The following is a 16,376-nucleotide window of genomic DNA, read 5'->3' on the forward strand; positions in this document are numbered from 1 at the left end:
TCTTCGCTTCGCAATTCGTGAAGGCGGCCGTACCGTAGGCGCTGGTGTTGTTGCTAACGTTCTTAGCTAAGCATCAAAACCCTAACGCTATACAGTTATCTAAGCGTTAAGCAGTAAGAAAAAAGCCATCCTTGATTAAGGGTGGCTTTTTTTGTGGGGTATGAATGCGGATAAGGGGTTAAATAATAGGATTTTTCTCTAATTTGAAAAAATAAATTCCAAAGCTATAAATTATAAGGACTGATTTATATATAGTAGATTAAAGATTTGCTTATAGATAACTATAACCTTTATTATATAGCGGTAGCATTTTAAAAATAAAAACACAATAACCTAAATTGGAGTAAATAATGATTACCCATGTACCTGATGTGACTTTCAAAACTCGTGTTCGTGATGAATCTATCGGCGGAGACAACCCATTTAAATGGTATGACCTAACCACAGATGAGTTATTTGCCAATAAAAAAGTGGTGGTTTTCTCTCTACCAGGTGCTTTTACGCCAACGTGTTCGACCAGCCATCTACCTCGTTATGAAGCGCTTTATGATGAATTTAAGGCGTTGGGTGTAGATGAAATCGTTTGTATTTCTGTTAATGATGCCTTTGTCATGTACCAATGGGGCCTAAAGCAAAACCGTGAAAACGTTTTTTTGCTTCCTGACGGCAATGGTGAGTTCACTCGTAAAATGGGCATGCTGGTTGATAAGAGCAATCTTGGCTTTGGTATGCGCTCATGGCGCTACTCGATGTATGTCGATAATAAAGAAATTAAAAAAGTGTTTAAAGAGGCGGGTTTTGATGACAACTGCCCAACAGATCCATTTGAAGTATCAGATGCAGATACCATGTTAGAATATCTGAAAAGTAATGCTTAATCACAATTCTTAAGTGTATTGACGTTTGACTGGTATCATCAGGCGTCGATAGTTACTTGAATGCTGAAGCTCAAATACTGTCGAACTGCTTAATCCTTAAGTATAAGGGCTAAGCAGTTTTTTTATGTTTTCTACAAAATTTTGGCAATATTAAAATAAACGTCTAAGATATCTTTGAGTATAGGCAGCTTAGGTATGTATTTATGACATATATAGAATGTCATTTATGAATAAGTTTAAAAATTACGCTAACATAGCCGTTAAGGCATAAGAAAAGTAGAAGGAAAAGTGGTGTTTATTATCGATAAGTTAGCAACCAATACCTCAGAGCGGCAACAAGCGCTTCAAGCTGTCGCAAATATCGAAGTGCTCGTACAGCCGCACGATGCATGGACTGAGCAGACATTGGCTGAGATGCTCGCGCAAGATAGTACGCATATACTGATAGTGTATAAACCAGAAGGTAAAGCCGATAATAATAAAGTCATTGGCTACTGCCTCTATCAAGTAATTTTTGAGCAAGCAGAGATACTGCGTATTGGCACCCATCCTGACTATCAGCGTCAAGGTATTGCCTCGCAGCTTTTTGCTACATTAAATAATGAGTTAATAAATAATAAGGTAGAGAGCTTATTGTTAGAAGTGCGCGCAGATAATGCACCAGCGCTTGCTTTATATGAGCAGCAAGCGTTTGCTGTGATTCATACACGTAAAAATTATTATCAACTGCCACATCAACCTTCTGTCGATGCATTAATCCTGCAACGAGTTTATGATTAGCAATTGGTTGTTTAGAAGAGTAAATAGTTATTAAAAAAGAGTGAAATCATGCTTGCGGCGGTATTTTCTTTTTGCAGATTTCGATATTAGAGAGATAGTTTTTATCGGTTTTCATGCGTTCAAGCACCTCGATGCGTTCAGCCAACATTTCTATCATCAGATTAATTGTCATTTGCTGTTTTCTAACTTGCGCCAATTTCTGCTGCGTAAGGCTTAGCTGCAAATCAATATCAAGTTGACCATCGTAATAATCATTTAAGCTGTCTTTGATTTCAGTTAATGTAAAACCAATGGCTTGAGCACTTTTGATGAGCTCGATACGCTCGACGCATTCGGGATGAAACTCGGTATAAAGCCGGGAGCCCGCTTGGCGTTTGCGAGATTTCAGTAGCCCCAGTTGGTCGTAATGACGAATGGTATCTTTGGTGGTATTGGCCTGCGCCGCTAGTGTGCCAATCAATAAAAACGCTGTGTCGGGTGCCATGCTGACCTCGTAAGTAAAATACCTAAATTACTAATTGTGTAAAAAATGATAGCAAGCATTATTCGTTACTATGTTTAACTATAAATAGATTTATTTAAGTTTACTTTATACTTTCAATTGCCAAGGCTGAGGTTTATCGAGAAGTGAGACCGCTAAAGATTGATGAGAGTCCTTTTGCCATTTGACTGAACGGCTGCCAATTAAAGTATCTAGCTCTAGCAAAAATTTAGCGCGTGGCAAGATTTCAGCTCCCAAACTTAATAAATGGTCGTTTGGTAGCTGACAGTCTACCAATTCGACATGGCTTTGCTCACATAAACGCATTAAGCCCCAAAAAGCGAGTTTTGAAGCATTTGAAGCAACATGAAACATCGATTCGCCAAAATAAATACCGCCTATTTTTAAGCCATATAAACCGCCAATTAGATGCTGTTTATCATCCCAAACTTCAATGCTATGCGCAAAGCCTTGCGCGTGGAGCTCAGTATAGGCGTCAATCATCTCACTATGAATCCAAGTATGTTCGCCCTCGGGTAGCGCGTCATTGAAACCATCGCTACGCGGTAAGCTACAAGCATGGATAACATCATCGAACGCTTGATTGAGGGTCAACTGCCAACGTTCGCGACCCGCTTGTTTACGTAGTGATTTACTCGGCTTATAATCCGTTGGCACCATGACGCAGCGCGGCTCAGGGCACCACCAAGCGATAGGGTCATCTTCATTAAACCATGGAAATAATCCTTGCGCATAAGCTGAAATTAGCGTTTCCGGTGATAAATCTCCACCGACAGCAACGATACCGATGCCATCAGGGTCCACCATCGCAGGATCGGGAAAATTATAACGCCCAAGACTTTTTATGTATTGACGAAAGTTTTCAGGCGCTATAGCAGCCGCATTAATATCAATGCGGTCGTTATCTTTAGCAAAATCGCTCATTTATGCTTCTTTATCTTCAGTCAATGTAGAGGCATAAGTGTGGTCACGAGCGACTGTTTCACCCATTGCATCCAAATATTTTTCGGCATCAAGTGCTGCCATACAGCCCGTACCCGCTGAGGTAATCGCTTGACGATAAACGTGGTCGGCGACGTCACCTGCGGCAAATACGCCTTCGATACTGGTTTGGGTGGCATTACCATTTAAACCGCTATTAACGATTAAGTAGCCGTCTTTCATTTCTAACTGGCCTTTGAATAAATCTGTATTTGGCTTATGACCAATGGCGACAAACATACCAAACACGTCTAATTGCTTAGTGCTGCCATCAAGCATCGATTCGATAATCAAACCATTGACGCCCATATCATCGCCGACAACTTCGCGAACTTTGTGGTTCCATTCAATTTTGATGTTACCGTTTTTGGCCTTTTCAAACAGCTTATCTTGCAAGATTTTTTCAGCGCGTAAGCTGTCGCGGCGATGAACTAGTGTCACTTCAGAGGCGATGTTTGATAAATATAAAGCCTCTTCAACGGCGGTATTACCACCACCAATGACCGCGACTTTCTGGTTTTTATAAAAGAAACCATCACAGGTGGCACAAGCTGATACGCCAAGGCCACGGAATTTGCTTTCTGACTCTAAGCCTAAATACTGCGCAGAAGCACCCGTTGAGATAATCAAGGCATCACAAGTGTAACTACCGTTATTACCGATTAGGGTAAAAGGGCGTACGTTTAAATCGACTTCATTGATATGGTCGTAGACCAGTTCGGTACCAAAGCGCTCGGCATGGGCTTTCATACGATCCATAAGCGCAGGACCGGTCAAATCGTGCGCATCGCCCGGCCAGTTATCGACTTCAGTAGTCGTGGTCAGCTGCCCACCAACTTCCAGACCGGTGACCATAACAGGTTTTAGGTTGGCGCGTGCTGCATAAACGGCAGCGGCGTAACCGGCAGGGCCTGAGCCTAAAATAATGAGTTTTTCGTGGCGCGGAGCCGTGTTATCAGTTGCCATAAAATTTCCTTGCTTGCTATCTAAATAAGAAATATAAAAATTAAAATACGTGGTACAAATGATAAATGTTATAAAAAATAGTCGCTAAAAGTCGCGATGAATATGGTTTTTCTTATTGCTGTGTGATAATAACATAAGGGCTGAGGGCAAAAAGTGCAAGTTTGCTAAAATGAATATGGGTATCATTAGAATCAAAGCACGGAGCGCTTAAAAACTGCTCTTAAAATGAAAGCATACTTTTTCATTGCATACTGCTTTATTGCTAAAAAGTGTGGCGAATGTTCGGTTAATGACTGCATTTTTTGCTCATCGGCTTAATAATTGATTTTCTTCTGCGCTTTCTTGATAACACTGTCGCCACTACGCCTATGTATTTGTTATTATAAGAAGTTATGCAAGCGTAGTAGACAGTGAATGATGCACCAAATTACACGTTTAGTTATATAGTGCTTTTATACATTGCCTCTTAAGAGTAAAAAATTATTTCACATGATTGGTTTCAATCATAAGCTACAAGCATTTATCTTATTAACGAGCACTAACGAGCACTAACGAGCATTAGCAACGAGTATTGACAACAAGGCAGATCTTACGTGATATCAGCACCACTTATTGAGTATTTAAAAAAGGGCATATTTACCCTGCTTGGGTTAATACTGGCGGTTTATTTGTTCGTCATTTTGATGACGTATACGGGTAACGATCCGAGCTGGTCGCATATCAGCAGTGACATGACGACCGTGAATAACATGGGCGGCGAGATGGGGGCGTGGCTGTCGGATTTGCTTTATAGCTTTTTTGGTTTTGGTGCTTGGTGGTTGCTGGCGTTTTTGGTTTATGAGTCGGTACTGATTTGGTGGGATAATAAACCAACGTTTTGGTTATTACGTGTCGTGGCTTATGTATTTTTGCTGTTAAGTGCCAGCGCCTTATTTGCGCAATTGGTAGCGCTAGTACAGCAAGTGGCAGACCCGATGACGTCAGGGCTAAAAGGGGTTGCTGGCGGTATTATTGGGCTTGAGCTGCAAGCACGTTTGGCACAGCTGTTGTCGCAGTGGGGTAGTGTAATATTTTTGACGGTATTTGTGGTGATTACTGCCACTTTTGCTTTTAATATTCATTGGTTAGCGATTTATCAAAAAATCAAAACGTGGTCATGGCGTGATACTGCAGTTCAAGACAATGCGGCTCAAGGGAATGAGAGTAAGCGAGGAAATAGACAAGCTGCGCCAACAGCGTCTGAGCAACAGCAAAATGATGAAAGTGCGAGCGATGAAAAAGCGGCGCAAGGTTTTGAGCAGTTACCACTGGATTTACCAGCGGCTAATCACGCTCATGACAACCAAACAGCAGATAAAAATGGTCGTTTTAACAACGTATTAAAAGAGTTTTTGGCGACGTCAGGTCTTGGTGCTAGCGTTAAAGCCTCTATGTCAGCGGCAGCAGCAGTAGCACAAACGGCAACGAATAGCGCAGCGCAAGATGATCAATTGCAACCAGCTTCTGCGAATACAAGTAGTTTCAAACACGTCCATCAGCCGCAAGCGTCAACAGCTACTATAAAAACAGCTACTGTAAATTCTATTACCGCTCCTGCGCGCAAAGTTGAACCAAGTTTTGCTTGGAACGATGCCGATACGGTTGATGATTTGTTGGCGCGTGAAGCAATGGCTGAGCAAGAGACGTTTGGTTACGATTCTGCTGCTACGTCTGTTGCTTTTGATGACATTAATGATATTGCTGATGAAGATGAAATGACAGAAAGCGTTGATTTAGGAGTTGATAGCTTAGAAGTTAATCACTTAGCAGATGCGTGGTTAGCAGAACACGCCGCAGTGCCAGTAGCGTCTAAGGTAGAACAGAAACAAACCGTCATTGAAGCGCCAGTAATGCAGACCTCTTTCGCCAAGGAGCAAAAAGTAGCAGAGGATTTAATCGGTAATGACATTGATGATTCGATGGATGACTTCTCTGAAGCTTGGTCTATCGAAGACTCTGAGTTTACCGATAACTCTGAGCCTTTAACTCAACATGAGGTGCTGTCAACTCAACATGAAGTGACGAAAGACTGGCAAACAGATAACGCTGCGCTAAGTGATGAAATCGATAAAGTAGATGAAGTCAGCGAAATGACTGACATGACGCCGACCAATACCCCGCCTGCCAATCCAAAATTAGCACCGACGGTGGACACTGGTACTTCGGTGACCAATATTGCTCCGGCGGCCGCTAAACCGACCGTAAGCTTTGCAGTGCCAGAGGGTGATAGCAGCAATCATATTACCGACATGGTGCCAGAAGATGACAGCAGAGCTGACGACACTGATCTGCCAGTGATGCCGCATATCAGTGATGATGCCGCTTTTAGTCAAAAATCACGCTCGATGCAAACCGCCGCTTATCGTAGCAGCCTGACGCCGATTCCAGAGCTGTCGATTTTAGATAAGCCAGACCCTGACCGTAAGCCAAGCTATACTCTGGCTGAGCTTGAGCAGTTATCGGAATTATTAGAGATTAAGCTGCAAGAGTTTAATGTCAAAGCAAACGTGGTCAATGCCATTCCAGGCCCTGTGGTGACGCGCTTTGAAGTAGAGCTTGCGCCTGGTGTTAAAGCCAGCAAGGTGACGGGTATTTCACGCGATTTGGCACGTTCGCTATCGATGGCGTCGTTGCGAGTGGTCGAGGTCATTCCGGGTAAGCCGTATATCGGTATCGAGGTGCCCAATAAAAAGCGCGAAATGGTGCGTTTGATTGAGCTACTAAATACGGAAAAATTTAAAGATCCTAAAGCGCAAATTAGCATGGCGATGGGTAAAGATATCGGCGGTAAGCCGATTATTACTGACCTTGCGCGCGCGCCGCATATGCTCGTTGCTGGTACGACAGGTTCTGGTAAATCGGTATTGGTCAACTCGATGCTACTGTCGATGCTGCTCAAATATACGCCAAATGAGCTGCGTATGATTTTGATTGATCCAAAGCAGCTCGAGCTTGCCAACTATAATGATATTCCGCATCTTCTCACACCTGTCGTCACTGATATGACCGAAGCGGCCAGCGCCTTGTCATGGTGCGTGGCAGAGATGGAGCGCCGTTATCAGCTGATGAGTTTATTAAAAGTGCGTAAACTTAACGAGTTTAATAAAAAAGTAATCGCAGCTGAAAAATCTGGGAATCCAATGCTTGATCCTTTATGGCGTCCGAATGACAGCGTCAGTATTAGCCAAGCGCCTAAGCTTAAAACCTTACCGATGATTGTTATTGTCGCCGATGAGTTTGCCGATATGATTATGCAGGTCGGTAAGCAAGCCGAAGAACTTATTACGCGATTGGCACAAAAATCACGCGCGGCTGGCATTCATTTAATGCTTGCTACTCAGCGTCCGTCAGTTGACGTTATCACGGGTTTGATTAAAGCCAATATTCCAGTGCGTGCTGCGCTCCGAGTAAACTCAAAAGTGGATTCGCGGACGATTTTGGACAGCGGCGGCGCAGAAGACATGCTTGGTAACGGCGATATGCTGTTCTTAGGCCCTGGGCAAATTGAGCCCGACCGCGTCCATGGTGCTTATGTCAGTGACGAAGAGGTCAACCGTGTCTGTGATGCATGGCGTGAACGCGGCGCACCCGATTATATTGATAATATGGCCGGCAACTTTGAGCTATCGAGTCCCAGTGGCGGCGGTAGTGCCGCAAATGCCTCTGGCGAAGATGACGATTTATATAATGATGCCGTGGCTTTTATAATGGAAACGCGTAAAGTATCAGCATCTAGTATCCAGCGGAAATTTAGCATCGGCTATAACCGCGCGGCGCGTATCGTTGACTCGATGGAAGAGGCTGGCTTGGTCAGCTCTATGGGCAAAAGTGGTAAGCGCGAGCTGTTGATGTAAAAATTAATAGATTTCCCATAAAAAAAGACGAGTAACGAACGTGGCTCGTCTTTTTTTATGGGAAAAGAATACTGTCATCGTCTGAATGACCAATGAGTTTGTATATCGATTATAAATCGTCATTTTTTATACTAAACTGGTGAGTGTTTATAAAAAAATAAGCATCAATTTAAAAAAGTATAAATCTATCACTCTCCAAGGACGGTCAGTTATGTTTAAAGAATATACCCAATATGATGCATTGGCGTTGGCAGCGCTGGTGAACGCAGGGGAAGTCAGCGCCAAAGAATTGTTAGATGCTGCCGTGAATCAAGCCAATACAGTCAATCCTAAATTAAACGCCATTATCCACCGCTTTGATGAGCGAGCATATGCTGCGGCGCAACAAGGTTTACCGACGGGCGTCTTTAACGGCGTCCCTTATCTGCTCAAAGACCTGTCGTTTCATTTTGCCGATGAGCCAATTACCATGGGCAGTCGCAGCGTCAATATCTTATCAGAAAGCGACAGCGAAATCGTTAAACGTATGAGAGCCACTGGCGTCAATACTTTTGGCAAAACCAATACCCCAGAATTTGGCCTCATTATTACCACTGAGCCCAAAGCCCATGGCGTCACGCATAATCCCTTTAAAAAAGGCTATAGCTCAGGCGGCTCATCGGGCGGTAGTGCCGCCGCAGTCGCAAGCGGTATTGTGCCAATGGCGGGTGCGGGTGACGGCGGTGGTTCGATACGCTTTCCGGCGGCATGGTGCGGCGCGTTTGGCTTTAAACCTAGTCGAGGCCGTAACCCTATGGGCCCAGAAATTGGTGAAGGCTGGGAAGGGGCGGTCGCTGACCATGTGATTACGCGTAGTGTGCGTGATAGCGCGGCGATGCTTGATGCGACCAGTGGCGCAGAAATCGGCGCGCCTTACGTCATTGCACCGCCCGACGGCACGTTTTTGCAAGCAGCCATGCGCGCGCCAAGACAATTAACCATCGCCCTGCATCAACAGCCATTGGTTGCCAATACTGAGGTCGATAAAGAAGTACTTGCTGTATTAGAAAAAACCGCGAAGCAACTCGAGGTCATGGGTCATCGTGTGGTCCCAGCTGAGCCGAACATTAATATTGAGCAGTTTTGGCATGATTTTTTAGTGGTGGTCTGTGCCCATACCGCTTTTACCATTGATAATATCGAGCGCTGTTACGGCGCGCGGCATATCCAAAACCTTGAGCCGCAGACTGATAATATGGCAATGCTTGGGCGCTCATTATCTGCTGTTAATTTAGCCCACGCTAAGCATGGCTGGCACGCTAGCCAATATCAAACAGGCTTGCTGCTTGAGACGTACGATATGATTTTATGTCCAACCGTGCCAACGCCTGCGGTCAAGCATGGTGTGCTGCCGCCAAGCCGTATGGATGAAACACTGATGCGCAGCGCAGGCTTGCTCAATAAAGGCATTAATATGGGCAGATTTGCCTTTAGCTCAGGTATGATTGAAAAGCTCAGCGCCCCAGTACTTGGTAAAATGGGCTTTACTATCTTGGGTAATGTCACCGGCTTACCAGCAATGTCGTTACCTGTTGGTATGAGTAAAAAAGGTCTGCCGATTGGGATGCAGCTGATCGGGCGCATGAATGATGAAACCACGCTATTTAGTATCGCAGGCGAGATGGAGCGCGCTGGCATGTTTACCAAACCGGCTTTTGAGAAATAGTTTTATATGATGAAAGAGTTTTGATAACTTCTATATTAAAAAGTAGAGATTAGCAAAAACGCTTTGATTAAAAGTTTAGGGGCTGTAGTAGATAAGCACTAATCAAAGCGATAAATATCCATACCCAAACTGTGATGCGCCATGCTTTGATGCACCACAGAGACGCGTTGACCGGCACCTAAAGCAAAAAATAATGGCAATAGGTGCTCATCGCTTGGATGTACATTTTGATAATTAGGATATTGCTGCCAATCTAAAGCGCTTGGAATATCCGTTTTTAGTTGCTGCAATAGCCAAACTTTAAAGTCTTTGGCGGTCTCATCGATACTCTCTGCTTGCCAACGTAATGCCTCTAAATTGTGGGTGATATTGCCCGAGCCAATCAAAAGAATTTGCTCGGCGCGCAGTTGCGCCAACTGCGCGCCTAACTGAAAGCAAGCGATGCTGTCATAATGGCGTGGCAAGGATATTTGCACGATGGGTATATCAGCCTCAGGATACAGGTGTAAAAGCGGCGCCCAAACCCCGTGGTCACTGACGCGTAAAGGGTTTACACGGCAGGTAATACCACGCGCCGTTAGCTGCTGCGCCAATGTCTCCGCAAGCGCTGGCTGGCCGACTGCTGGATACTGCAACTCATAGAGTTCGGGCGCAAAGCCAGAAAAATCATGCCACGTCTTTGGTCGCGGATTGCTGCTGATTTCAAGCTTAGCCGACTGCCAGTGCGCTGACATAATGATGATGGCGCGCGGTTTGGGCAAGTTTTGACCGATACGTGCCAGCGCACTGGTGGTTGCCGATTGTTCGATGGCGAGCGTCGGAGCGCCATGCGAGATAAATAGCGCGGGCAGTTTAGCCTGTTTTGAGGGCGTTATAGCACTTGCTAGCGCAGGCGTGCCTGTCCAAGCAGCCGCTGAGGTAATGGGCGCGGGCTTGGATGTTGTTGTATTTTGACGCTCGCTCTTATGTTGCGAGGCAGCGGTCATGGCTTTAGGTGTCGCAGGTTTAGGATGTTTCATGGTGCATTTATTAGGGCGCGCGCCTATATTTCAATCCGTTTTACCATGACGCGTCGCCATTATTTTTGATAGGGCATAGTTGATTTTTATAGCAAATGACTGTTTTTATAAAGGTTTTAATTACCGCGATGATAAGGATGGTTGTGATTGATACTCATGGCGCGATACAGCTGTTCCATTAATACCACGCGCACTAAAGGATGCGGCAGCGTCAGCGCCGATAACGACCATTTCACATCTGCTTTTGCCAATACCTCTGGCGATACGCCGTCAGCGCCGCCAATGACCAACGCAATATCATCGCCTTGCTGCATGCCATCAGCCAGTTTTTCAGCCAGCTGTTCGGTTGAGAGCATTTTACCTTTTACGTCGAGCACCCATAATTGCTCGCGTCCAGCCGCAGCATGAGCGGCCAATATCGCTTGACCTTCTTGCTCACGGTACTGCGCCAAATTGGCGTCTGAGGGGTTTTTGGCGCGTTTAGCGGCGGCAATTTCTACGATTTCAGTATTAAGCATGGGCTGGATACGCTTAAAATATTCATCAAAACCGGTTTGTACCCATTTGGGCATTTTATTTCCAACACTCAATATTCTTACTTTCATAATATGGACCACTTTTATAATGGGTTAAATGTAACAAAAAGATTCTGCGCTTAAGGTATTGTAACAAACAGACCTTTTACAAAGTATTTTTTTATGCTTTACTAGCATTCGACCAACAGTTGTTCTTTTTTACACTAATTGCTTTTATCGTTACATGGTCTTATCTTTACATAGTCTTATCGTTGAATGGTAAAGAAAGCGTCAGCAACCCTGTACCGTCTTTTTGATAGAGCATAAGATAGTTTGCAATATTATTTAAACGAAAGGAGTCGTTCATGAACCGTACTATATCAAGCCTATTAGCACTTAGCGCAGGCGCACTACTCTCAACCTCTGTATTTGCTGCTTCTTTAAACGGCACGCAGTGGCAAACCATTGATGATAAAACTGGCGAGAAAAAAGCCGTTATTCAATTGACCGAAAGCGGTGGTAAAGTTTCAGGAAAAATCATCAAAGTATTGAATAAAGAAAAGGCAGACGCGCTTTGTACCAAATGTCCTGGCAGCCTAAAAAACAAACCGGTTGAAGGTCTACAAATATTGTCAGGTCTAAAAGCCGATGGTAATAACCAGTGGAGTGACGGTAAGCTGGTCGACCCTGAGTCGGGAAAAACTTACTCTGGTAAGCTAACCTTGAGTGACAATGGTCAAAGCTTAAAGCTGCGCGGCTATGTCGGCACACCTGTCTTTGGCCGCTCGCAAACGTGGAAGCGCATTAAGTAGTTTTTACCAGTGCTCTTATAAAAGCAAATTTATAAAGCAAGCTTGTAAAACAAAAAGGATAGCAGATTGAGATGTGCTGTCCTTTTTTAGTGCTTTAACGTTAAGCCATTACCTCAATACTTTTATTTTAAAACGCTATCATCTTAAAGCGCTTAGAGCATCTTTCCTAGTCATCGTTTGACATCAGCGGTTTGATGGTTTCTGATACGCCCTCATCACTCTGATGCTCGTCGTTTTTACTATTCGAGGGCGTAGGTTTTGGAATAATCGTCAATGTCGCATCTGACTCAAAAACAATGGCTTCGATAACATCAAAACTATTCATCCCTTCAGAACGCATCGCGCTTTCTAGCTCTTGACGCGTTAGGCGCTCAGCACGCATGGCATCTGGTAAGAATTGCCCTTGATAAAAAACAATCCGCGGCTCCGATAAAATAAGATGACTAAAACTGGCTGAGACAGAAGCATATTTAGTCACTAAAAACTGTAGACAATACAAGGTCACAATAGCGGCACTGCCTTCGATAAACGGGATTTCTTCGAGTAAAATCGTACTGGCGCTCAAAGAGCCAATCATCACCGTCACAATCCAGTCGAAGTTATTAAGCTGCGAGGTTGAGCGTTTGCCAGATACTTTGGTAATTAACACAATTAACGCATAAACCATGACCGCTGTTAGGATAATGCGTCCAAGTTTTTCTATATTGTCAAAAAGCAGCATCTCCATTATCTGGACTCCTATTAATCATAAAAAACTGTGTAATGTATTATCGCTATCAGAAGTGATGAGGCTACAAACAGCGTAACGGAATTTCATCATTAATAGGGCAAAAAGTTTGTATGAGGTTGTATTTTTGAGCATTTAGTAGCGAGTTAAGGGCAGCGATGGGCGTTCAATAAATTTATGCTTAACGGCTCTGCTTAGGATTAAGGAGGCGGTTGATTAATAAAATACTAAGACGCGCGCTGACTAAGCTCAACACCAATATCATCACCAATGCCGAAAGCAGCGGTAGCGGTCGCTGTATAGCCATCTCGGTTAATACCTCACGGCTTACGGCATCAAATAAGAAAAACCAGATACCTAAGAAATAAACTATGGTAAGTAGCCAAACCACCGCAACGCCGCCAAACATCAAGCGATTGATTTCCTTTTTATCTAGCGCGCGCTGTTGATGCTTAATAAATTTATGCACCGCGATATAAGCGCCGACAATGATGGATACGGCAGTCACCAGCTGTGAGTTTAGGGCAAATTTGGTTTGCACCATCATAAATATGGCACTGGCCAAAACATAACCTACCGCAAAGAATCCGATATATGGCGCCATTTTAGGCGGCATTACGTTTAGGTTGCTAGAAGTATTGCCCGCTGTTTGACCATCTTTTGCTGGACTAAGACGCTTGCTAAGCTGCATTGGTTTGCGTGACATAAAAATAACCTTTATAAAGGGTAAAGCATAGGGTGTTAAAACATATTAAGCATTAACGCTGATTTTTATTAATGTTTTTGATCAATGTGGTCGATATTGTCAATGCTGTGCTGTCCAATCTAACATGCTATCTAATACGGTACGGGCAGTATAGGCATTAAGCGCATGATCTGTATTAATCAGTCCGGCCACCACATAGTCTTGCCCAGACAAACCTTTGACATAGCCTGCCATCGAGGTGACATTATTTAAGGTACCCGTTTTTATCCAAGCGCGACCGATGGCTTGCGATTTTGGTAAACGGTCACTATGGGCACTAATGGTGCCACTGACCCCAGCAATGCCTAGCGAGCTCACATAAGTATCAAAGCTGGGTTGGTTGTATGCGTAGGTCAACAGCTCGCTTAAGTTCGCGGCACTGATGCTGCAATCGCGGCAGAGTCCTGAGCCATTGGTCAAATGCGGCGGTGGGCTAGTCAAGTTGGTTTGCCACCACTGATTGATTGATTGCAGCGCTTGCGGATAGTCGGTCGCTGTTGGCTGACCAAATTGATATAAGCTGATTGCTTGATTGTTAATTGTTTTATCGGTATCAGTGCCTTGCTTATTAACGCTTTCTTGATGCGTGTCGTTTTTATTCACATCTGTTTTATAAGCGCCGATAGAAAGCGCTACTTGTTCGGTCATCACATTATTAGAGAAGTGATTGATATCATAAATCTGCTGAGTAAGGTTTAAAGAAGGATAGCTGACAATGGGCAAGGGCGACATGGCAATCGCTGCCAAACCATGTGGCGATTTTTTCTGTCTATTGGCAATTTTATTGGCATGATAAGGCGTTTCTTGCGCGATGACTTTGCCACTTAAGGTATTGCCAAGCGTTTGCCATTTAGAGGCAATGACGCGGGCGGCAAAATCTTTGGCATCAGGGTAGGCGACATAAAAAGCATGTTCGCCGCAGCTGTCTGGTAAATTGCTATTAAGCGTTAATTGTGCCGGTTGCCACTGCGGCGCAATACTATAGCGCGCTTGCCCGCAAGCAGCCGAGCGCATATTTATCATGCTTGGCATTTGATAATTTGCCAATTGCGGTGTGTAGGTTAGCTGCGCGCGCGTATTGTCTAGCGGATAGCTTTTAATACCGATGCTGCTAAAATTGACCAAAAAACCATCGGGGCTGGCGTTATAAGGACGTAGCGGCGAGTTGTCAAAGGCGGCAGGGTCTTTGGTGACGTTTTTAAAGACACTACTATCGACGATAATATCGCCGTTGATATGGCGGATGCCAGCCGTTTGCACTTTATAAAGCAGTTGCTGTAAGCGCTCGTGGGTCATTTTTGGGTCGCCACTGCCTTGAATAATCAAGTCGCCATAGAGCTTATCGCCAATAATAATACCCGTATGATAAACGCGGGTATGCCAAACGAAGTCAGCGCCCAACGTATCTAAGGCGATAAAACTTGGCACCAGTTTCATGGTGCTTGCAGGCGTGCGCGCAATATCGGCTTGATGGCTTAATAGCGGTGAAAACGAAATTTTGATAGCGGGATTATGAGCAGTCGATTTGTCGTTATTGTTTTTGCTGCTTTCATTTTCATTACTACTTTTAGCGGGTTTTAAAGCGTCATCGGGCAGTAGCGGTGGCACGCTCTCTATACTTTGATAGGTATAAGGATCATCGGTATAAGCATGCAGCTGTCTTGCATGTTGCTTAATCGTCTGTTTTTCAATCGTCACTAAAGTGCTTTGATGTACCGTTATTTCTTTAGCATTAGTATTACTATTTTGAGTCGTTTGTTTTTGGATGCCGTTAGGCTCTGCGGCAGCACTATATGTAGTTAGCGATTCAGGCTGATTAGCGGCTTTAGGGCTATCAATCACCTGCATAGGCGCAGGTAAGCGGCTCGCAGTTTTATCACCGACTGGGGTGATGACAATACTAATATCGGTCGCATTTAAGTTTGCACGCGTAAGCGCTGTCTGAATCGCTTCTGGTAAAACCGCTTGCGCACATAGCGGCGTTAGCAAAACACTCGCAAATAAGGTCAGCGATACTAGGTAGTGAGCAGGCTTATTGAGCGTATATGGTTGCTTAGAAAAAGGCGCTAATTTAGCAAAGACGGTAGGGCGGTGATCAGTTTTAGAAGTGGGTAGCATGAGCGGTCTATCATCAGGTGGCAAAAACAGCCTATGGTAACATGAGTTGCTATTTTCACGTAGTATCAGCGTTGGCGTAGGTGCAAAAATGCCATGGCTGTCATGATGGCATCGTTATAAGCATCGTGTGTGCCGAGCTCTGGGATCTCATAATGCGCTAAAATATTGGTCAAATGCTGTGATTGATTAGGAATACCCTGCGTACGATCGCCCATACGCCGACTGTATAATTGCCGTATATCAATGACCTTATTTGGTAGCGTGGTGCCCATATAGCGCTTAACCAAAGGGTTCAAAAAACCTGTATCTATCTGCGGACAAAACCCAACTAGCGGTCGATTGTCTATAAAAGGCAGTACTAAAGCCAGCATTTCATCGTAGCTCATACCATGCTCAACATCGGCAGTACGCAGCCCATGAATCACAATGGTATCACGATCAGGCATGACAGGCGGTCGGCAAACCAAATGCAGACCGTTACCCGTATCAATGCTATCGCCATTGATATGAATGGCAGCGATAGATAGCAGGTGATGCTTTTTTGGATTGAGTCCTGTCATCTCGCAATCAATCGCGACCCATTTATCAGCCAAAGGCTCATTAAACATCGATGCCAGCTCAGGGCGCTGCAAATGGGTCTTTTGCCAATGAGACGATAACTGTTTTAGCCAACCCATCTTATTTTGCTCCCCTTTATTTTTGCGCGCAGCGTTCTTATCAGCTGACTTATTTATT

15 protein-coding genes are annotated in these 16,376 nt (G+C 44.4%); 6 read left to right on the top strand and 9 right to left on the bottom strand.

The genetic code is table 11. The features are described from left to right. The 3 genes from IQ457_RS12785 to rimI all read left to right on the top strand — a co-directional run. A partial coding sequence (locus IQ457_RS12785; RefSeq protein WP_446737548.1) for an EF-Tu C-terminal domain-related protein occupies positions 1-70 on the top strand: 70 nt, incomplete at its 5' end. Positions 71-350: 280 nt separating this feature from the next. Beyond that, complete coding sequence (locus IQ457_RS12790) at positions 351-878, top strand: peroxiredoxin (RefSeq protein ID WP_068404024.1); 528 nt, start codon at positions 351-353, stop codon at positions 876-878. Positions 879-1,169: 291 nt separating this feature from the next. Further along, entirely contained in the window at positions 1,170-1,658 is a 489-nt protein-coding gene (gene rimI, locus IQ457_RS12795; protein ID WP_342343317.1) for a ribosomal protein S18-alanine N-acetyltransferase, read from the top strand. A 46-nt stretch (positions 1,659-1,704) separates the two neighbouring features. On the opposite strand, the gene IQ457_RS12800 is transcribed toward rimI, so the two are convergent. The 3 genes from IQ457_RS12800 to trxB form a co-directional block, all read right to left on the bottom strand. Beyond that, on the bottom strand, positions 1,705-2,142 hold the full coding sequence (locus IQ457_RS12800; protein ID WP_200663757.1) for a MerR family transcriptional regulator: 438 nt from the start codon (positions 2,140-2,142) through the stop codon (positions 1,705-1,707). A gap of 105 nt (positions 2,143-2,247) precedes the next feature. Continuing rightward, entirely contained in the window at positions 2,248-3,084 is an 837-nt protein-coding gene (gene aat, locus IQ457_RS12805) for a leucyl/phenylalanyl-tRNA--protein transferase (protein WP_200663759.1), read from the bottom strand. Next, positions 3,085-4,107: a thioredoxin-disulfide reductase gene (trxB, locus tag IQ457_RS12810; RefSeq protein WP_200663761.1), complete on the bottom strand. Its 1,023-nt coding sequence runs from the start codon at positions 4,105-4,107 to the stop codon at positions 3,085-3,087. It lies immediately after the preceding gene. A gap of 593 nt (positions 4,108-4,700) precedes the next feature. On the opposite strand from trxB, the gene IQ457_RS12815 reads away from it, so the two are divergent. Together IQ457_RS12815 and IQ457_RS12820 are read left to right on the top strand one after the other, a co-directional pair. After that, positions 4,701-8,000 (top strand): DNA translocase FtsK 4TM domain-containing protein, encoded by a 3,300-nt coding sequence (locus IQ457_RS12815; RefSeq protein WP_200663763.1) that lies wholly within the window; start codon positions 4,701-4,703, stop codon positions 7,998-8,000. A 211-nt stretch (positions 8,001-8,211) separates the two neighbouring features. Then, positions 8,212-9,705, top strand: coding sequence for an amidase (locus tag IQ457_RS12820; protein ID WP_200663765.1), 1,494 nt, complete (start codon positions 8,212-8,214; stop codon positions 9,703-9,705). Between the two features lie 98 nt (positions 9,706-9,803). Here IQ457_RS12820 and IQ457_RS12825 read toward each other — a convergent pair whose 3' ends face one another. Next, a complete protein-coding gene (locus IQ457_RS12825; RefSeq protein WP_200663767.1) occupies positions 9,804-10,724 on the bottom strand; it encodes a DODA-type extradiol aromatic ring-opening family dioxygenase in 921 nt (306 codons plus the stop codon). A gap of 116 nt (positions 10,725-10,840) precedes the next feature. Beyond that, the gene (rlmH, locus tag IQ457_RS12830) at positions 10,841-11,329 is read right to left on the bottom strand and encodes a 23S rRNA (pseudouridine(1915)-N(3))-methyltransferase RlmH (RefSeq protein WP_068406749.1); all 489 of its coding nucleotides are present in this window, start codon (positions 11,327-11,329) and stop codon (positions 10,841-10,843) included. 275 nt (positions 11,330-11,604) lie between these two features. Here rlmH and IQ457_RS12835 point away from each other — a divergent pair, with 275 nt between their 5' ends. Next, positions 11,605-12,051, top strand: coding sequence for a DUF2147 domain-containing protein (locus IQ457_RS12835; RefSeq protein WP_200663769.1), 447 nt, complete (start codon positions 11,605-11,607; stop codon positions 12,049-12,051). 166 nt (positions 12,052-12,217) lie between these two features. Here the strand turns inward: IQ457_RS12835 and IQ457_RS12840 are convergent, their stop codons facing one another. The 4 genes from IQ457_RS12840 to IQ457_RS12855 form a co-directional block, all read right to left on the bottom strand. Next, positions 12,218-12,778: a DUF421 domain-containing protein gene (locus IQ457_RS12840; RefSeq protein WP_200663771.1), complete on the bottom strand. Its 561-nt coding sequence runs from the start codon at positions 12,776-12,778 to the stop codon at positions 12,218-12,220. Positions 12,779-12,959: 181 nt separating this feature from the next. Next, on the bottom strand, positions 12,960-13,484 hold the full coding sequence (locus IQ457_RS12845) for an ABZJ_00895 family protein (protein ID WP_200663773.1): 525 nt from the start codon (positions 13,482-13,484) through the stop codon (positions 12,960-12,962). Positions 13,485-13,583: 99 nt separating this feature from the next. After that, positions 13,584-15,641, bottom strand: a complete 2,058-nt coding sequence (locus IQ457_RS12850) for a D-alanyl-D-alanine carboxypeptidase/D-alanyl-D-alanine-endopeptidase (RefSeq protein WP_200663775.1) — start codon at positions 15,639-15,641, stop codon at positions 13,584-13,586. Positions 15,642-15,706: 65 nt separating this feature from the next. Next, entirely contained in the window at positions 15,707-16,318 is a 612-nt protein-coding gene (locus IQ457_RS12855) for a 3'-5' exonuclease (RefSeq protein WP_200663776.1), read from the bottom strand. Positions 16,319-16,376 lie beyond the last annotated feature (58 nt).

Source organism: Psychrobacter sp. M9-54-1 (assembly GCF_016613355.1).
GTDB lineage: Bacteria > Pseudomonadota > Gammaproteobacteria > Pseudomonadales > Moraxellaceae > Psychrobacter > Psychrobacter faecalis.

Excerpts from the sequence above, each read along its gene's own strand:
- IQ457_RS12790 (WP_068404024.1), top strand. The coding sequence starts at position 351 with ATGATTACCCATGTACCTGATGTGACTTTCAAAACTCGTGTTCGTGAT.
- IQ457_RS12800 (WP_200663757.1), bottom strand. The coding sequence starts at position 2,142 with ATGGCACCCGACACAGCGTTTTTATTGATTGGCACACTAGCGGCGCAG.
- aat (WP_200663759.1), bottom strand. The coding sequence starts at position 3,084 with ATGAGCGATTTTGCTAAAGATAACGACCGCATTGATATTAATGCGGCT.
- trxB (WP_200663761.1), bottom strand. The coding sequence starts at position 4,107 with ATGGCAACTGATAACACGGCTCCGCGCCACGAAAAACTCATTATTTTA.
- IQ457_RS12820 (WP_200663765.1), top strand. The coding sequence starts at position 8,212 with ATGTTTAAAGAATATACCCAATATGATGCATTGGCGTTGGCAGCGCTG.
- IQ457_RS12825 (WP_200663767.1), bottom strand. The coding sequence starts at position 10,724 with ATGAAACATCCTAAACCTGCGACACCTAAAGCCATGACCGCTGCCTCG.
- rlmH (WP_068406749.1), bottom strand. The coding sequence starts at position 11,329 with ATGAAAGTAAGAATATTGAGTGTTGGAAATAAAATGCCCAAATGGGTA.
- IQ457_RS12835 (WP_200663769.1), top strand. The coding sequence starts at position 11,605 with ATGAACCGTACTATATCAAGCCTATTAGCACTTAGCGCAGGCGCACTA.
- IQ457_RS12840 (WP_200663771.1), bottom strand. The coding sequence starts at position 12,778 with ATGGAGATGCTGCTTTTTGACAATATAGAAAAACTTGGACGCATTATC.
- IQ457_RS12845 (WP_200663773.1), bottom strand. The coding sequence starts at position 13,484 with ATGTCACGCAAACCAATGCAGCTTAGCAAGCGTCTTAGTCCAGCAAAA.
- IQ457_RS12850 (WP_200663775.1), bottom strand. The coding sequence starts at position 15,641 with ATGCTACCCACTTCTAAAACTGATCACCGCCCTACCGTCTTTGCTAAA.
- IQ457_RS12855 (WP_200663776.1), bottom strand. The coding sequence starts at position 16,318 with ATGGGTTGGCTAAAACAGTTATCGTCTCATTGGCAAAAGACCCATTTG.